At 39.4% G+C, this 493-nt stretch carries 1 tRNA gene; it reads right to left on the reverse strand.

From position 1 onward, the window contains the following. Positions 1 to 154: 154 nt before the first annotated feature. Positions 155 to 226, reverse strand: a tRNA-Asn gene (locus DZ860_RS25420). Positions 227 to 493 lie beyond the last annotated feature (267 nt).

A 493-nucleotide genomic window follows, 5' to 3' on the forward strand; every position in this document is an offset into this window, starting at 1 on the left:
GTGATTCTCAAATATCGCAGAACAGAATGTGATACGATRAGATAGAATGCAATAGAAACAAAGACRGGGAASGGGTTACCTACTCYTAACGGTCAAAGCGAGCCYTTTCATYCTGAATTCTTTAATTCAGAATGAAATTTAGAATAAATAAAATCTCCCCAAGTAGGATTCGAACCTACGACCAATCRGTTAACAGCCGACCGCTCTACCACTGAGCTACTGAGGAACAACGGGARATTMKATYTCATAGAGTKCAATTCCCGTTCTCAACCCATGACCAMTATGARCYCGAAGYTTCCTTCRTAACYCCCGGAACTYCTTCGTAGTGRYTCCGTTCCATGCCTAATTTAATAGGGAACCTCAAAGCGGCTCTATTTCATTATATTCCATCCATATCCCAATTCCATTCATTTAATATCCCTTTGGTGTCATTGACATAAGAGATGTCGTTTCTAGTCTATCTCTTTCTATTTCTATATATGGAAAGTTGCAA

This window comes from Vibrio sinensis, assembly GCF_003605645.1.
In the GTDB taxonomy this organism is placed as follows: Bacteria; Pseudomonadota; Gammaproteobacteria; order Enterobacterales; family Vibrionaceae; genus Vibrio; species Vibrio sinensis.